This window comes from Inquilinus sp. YAF38, from assembly GCF_052113205.1.
In the GTDB taxonomy this organism is placed as follows: Bacteria; Pseudomonadota; Alphaproteobacteria; order DSM-16000; family Inquilinaceae; genus Inquilinus.
In genome coordinates this window covers 1-3392 of record NZ_JBFRCU010000184.1, presented here as the reverse complement: position 1 = coordinate 3392, position 3392 = coordinate 1, and the positions used below count along the sequence as shown (strand labels likewise).

4 protein-coding genes and 1 other RNA gene are annotated in these 3392 nt (G+C 71.5%); all 5 read left to right on the top strand.

All coding sequences use genetic code 11. The features are described 5' to 3' along the window. Window positions 1-533: SDR family NAD(P)-dependent oxidoreductase (locus AB4Z01_RS36005; RefSeq protein ID WP_441701627.1), on the top strand; the 533-nt coding region annotated here is incomplete at its 5' end. Window positions 534-552: 19 nt separating this feature from the next. Then, window positions 553-1350, top strand: coding sequence for an IclR family transcriptional regulator (locus tag AB4Z01_RS36000; protein WP_441701625.1), 798 nt, complete (start codon window positions 553-555; stop codon window positions 1348-1350). 61 nt (window positions 1351-1411) lie between these two features. After that, window positions 1412-1512, top strand: an RNA gene (gene ffs / locus AB4Z01_RS35995) — signal recognition particle sRNA small type. A gap of 55 nt (window positions 1513-1567) precedes the next feature. Next, the gene (locus tag AB4Z01_RS35990) at window positions 1568-1963 is read left to right on the top strand and encodes a lysozyme inhibitor LprI family protein (protein ID WP_441701624.1); all 396 of its coding nucleotides are present in this window, start codon (window positions 1568-1570) and stop codon (window positions 1961-1963) included. A 52-nt stretch (window positions 1964-2015) separates the two neighbouring features. Continuing rightward, window positions 2016-3392: DNA polymerase III subunit gamma/tau (locus AB4Z01_RS35985; RefSeq protein ID WP_441701622.1), on the top strand; the 1377-nt coding region annotated here is incomplete at its 3' end.

The window sequence follows — 3392 nt, the reverse complement described above, 5'->3', positions numbered from 1 at the left end:
CGGCAGGGGTCGAGGCGCTGGTCGGCGGGCTCGGCCGGCTCGACATCCTGGTCAACTGCGCCGGGGTGATCCGCCGCGGGGCCGAGCACGACCCTGCGGTGTTCGAGCAGGTGCTGGCGGTCAATCTGACCGGCACGATGCGGCTGTGCGCCGCCGCCCGGCCGCTGCTGCGGCAGACCAAGGGCTGCATCGTCAACACCGCCTCGATGCTCAGCTTCTTCGGCGGCGGGCTGGTACCGGGCTACAGCGCCAGCAAGGGCGGGGTGCTGCAGCTGACCAAGTCGCTCGCCATCGCCTATGCCGAGGACGGCATCCGGGTGAACGCGGTGGCGCCGGGCTGGATCGCCACGCCGCTGACCCAGGCGCTGCAGGACGACCCGGCCCGCTCCGGCGCCATCCTCGGCCGCACCCCGATGGGCCGCTGGGGCCGGCCGGAGGAGGTGGCGCAGGCCGTCGCCTTCCTGTGCAGCCCGGCCGCCGGCTTCATCACCGGCGTGGCGCTGCCGGTCGATGGCGGCTATCTCGTCGCCTGAGGGACAAAGGGGGCGCGGGATGGGGCAGGGCGGTGCGGCAGCGGTGCAGGGGGCGGCCGCCTTCGGCAAGGCGATGGCGGTGTTGCAGGCCGTGTCCGACGCGGCCGAGCCGGTCTCGGTGGCGCAGATCGCCCGCCTGACCGGCCATCCGCGGCCGACCGTGCACCGCATTGTCGCAGCGCTGCAGGCCGAGGGCATGCTGGCCGAGCGGCCAGGCGGCGGCGCCTATGGCCTCGGCCCGCGGCTGATGGCACTGGCGGCCCGCGCCTGGGACCGTTTCGAGCTGCGCCTGATCGCGGCGGGGGAGTTGGCGAAGCTGCGCGACGCCACCGGCGAGACCGTGCATCTCGCCGTCCGCAGCGGGCCCGAGATGATCTATGTCGACAAGCTGGAAAGCCCGCAGGCGGTGCGCATGGCCTCGCGCATCGGCACCCGCGTGAAGCTGCATTCCAGCTCGGTCGGCAAGGCCTGGCTGGCGGCGCTGCCACCGGACGAGGCCGCGGCGCTGCTGCCGCAGCTCGAGCTCACGGCGATGACGCCGCAGACCCTGACCACGGTCGAGGCTCTGGCGGCGGAGATCGAGCGCATCCGCGCCCGCGGCTATTCCGTCGACGCCGAGGAGAACGAGGCCGAAATCTGGTGCTATGGCGGCGCCATCGCGGGGGCGCCCATCGCGGGGGAGGCCAGGGCGATCGGCTGCATCAGCGTCAGCATCCCGAAATACCGGGCCGCGATCGACGACCCCGAGCGCTACGCCGCGCCGCTGCTGGCCTGCTGCCGCCGCATCGCCGCGCTGGCGGCCGAGGGCGTGCGCTGAGCGGATACACGCAACCGTCATTCCGCACTTGCCTCCGGCGCCCGAAGCACCGATATAGGGCGCGGGAGATCGGTGCGGGCGTGTCCCTCGCCAACCCGGTCAGATCCGGAAGGAAGCAGCCGTAACGAGTTTCGATACGGGTCGCTGCCGGTCTCCCACCTTCCCGATGCCGGATGTTTCATGCTAGGTGCCGCTCCGACCGAACCGGAGGGGATCCATGAAGCTCGTCCCGATTGCCTTGTCGCTGGCAGCCATCGCCCTGACCACCGGCGCCGCCGCGGCGGCGGAGGGGCCGAAGGACTACGACAAGATCTACAGCGACTGCGTGGCCGAGGCCGGCGGCGCCAACAACGGCACGGTCAGCGCCTGCGCCGAGGGCGTGGCGGACCAGACGAAGCCGGAGATGAACCGGCTGTACCAGGCGATCAGCGCCAAGATGAATGGTCCGGCGGATGCGGCCAAGGTGGAGAAGGCGCAGAAGGCCTGGATCGTCTATCGCGACAATCATTGCGAGCTGGCAGGGTCGTATGTCGGGTCGCCGATGTATTATTTCTGCCCGATGACCCTGAACATCGAGCGGGTGAAGCAGCTGCGGGAGATGGCGGGGGAGTAGGCGGCGCCTTCGCCCTTTCGACCGCCGGCCCCATTCCCTATGATCGCCCGCCATGAGCGATGATGCAGCCTTGCCCCTCGGACTAGACGACGCGCCGCAGCCGGCCAAGCCGGTGGCTTACCGCGTGCTGGCGCGAAAATACCGGCCGACCACCTTCGCCGAGATGATCGGCCAGGACGCGCTGGTGCGCACTTTGACCAACGCCATCGCCTCCGGCCGGCTGGCGCATGCCTTCGTGCTGACCGGGGTGCGCGGCGTCGGCAAGACCACCACGGCGCGGATCCTGGCCCGGGCGCTGAACTGTGTCGGGCCGGACGGCAAGGGCGGGCCGACCGCCGATCCCTGCGGCGTGTGCGAGCCCTGCCGCACCATCCTGCAGGACCGCAATGTCGATGTGATGGAGATGGACGCCGCCAGCCGCACCGGCGTCGACGACATCCGCGAGATCATCGACGGTGTGCGCTACGGCCCGGTGGCGTCGCGCTACAAGGTCTACATCATCGACGAAGTCCACATGCTCTCCAAAAACGCCTTCAACGCACTGTTGAAGACGCTGGAAGAACCGCCGCCGCATGTGAAATTCGTCTTCGCGACCACCGAAATCCGCAAGGTGCCGGTGACAGTGCTGTCACGCTGCCAGCGCTTCGACCTGCGCCGCATCGGCGCCGACCAGCTGCAGGCCTATTTCAGCGAGATCCTGGACAAGGAAGGCGTGGCGGCGGAGCCGGAGGCGGTCGGCATGATCGCCCGCGCCGCCGACGGCTCGGCCCGCGACGGGCTGTCGCTGCTGGACCAGGCCATCGCCCAGGGCGCGCCGGTCGGCGACAAGCCCTTCATCGCCGCCGCCAGCGTGCGCGAGATGCTGGGCCTGGCCGACCGGTCCAGCGTCATCGACATCCTGGAGGCCGCCTTCGCCGGCGAGGGCCCGCGGATGCTGGAGGGGCTGGAGGCGGCGCGCCGGGCCGGGGCCGACCCGCAATCGGTGTTGGGCGACCTGCTGGATTTCGTCCATTTCGTCACCCGCGCCCGCATGGTGCCGGCCGTCCTCGAGGATCCGGCGGTGCCGGAGGTCGAGCGCAAGCGCGGTGGCGCCCTGGCCGAGAGGATCTCGCTGCCCGGCCTGACCCGGGCCTGGCAGACCCTGCTGAAGGGGGCCGGCGAGGTGCAGGCCGCGCCGAACCCGCAGGCGGCGCTGGAGATGGTGCTGATCCGCCTGCTCTACATGAGCGATCTGCCCAGCCCGGGCGAGCTGGTGCGCAAGTTCGGCGACCTGCAGAGCCAGGGGGCGGTGACCGCCGGCCCGGTTCCGGGTCCCGGTCCCGGCGGAGGCGCCCGGATGGCGGCGTCGGGCGGCGGCCTGTCGGTGGTTCCAGCCGAGCCGGCGCCGGTGGCGCTGGCCCCGGCTCCGGCACCGAGCCCGGCCCCCGTT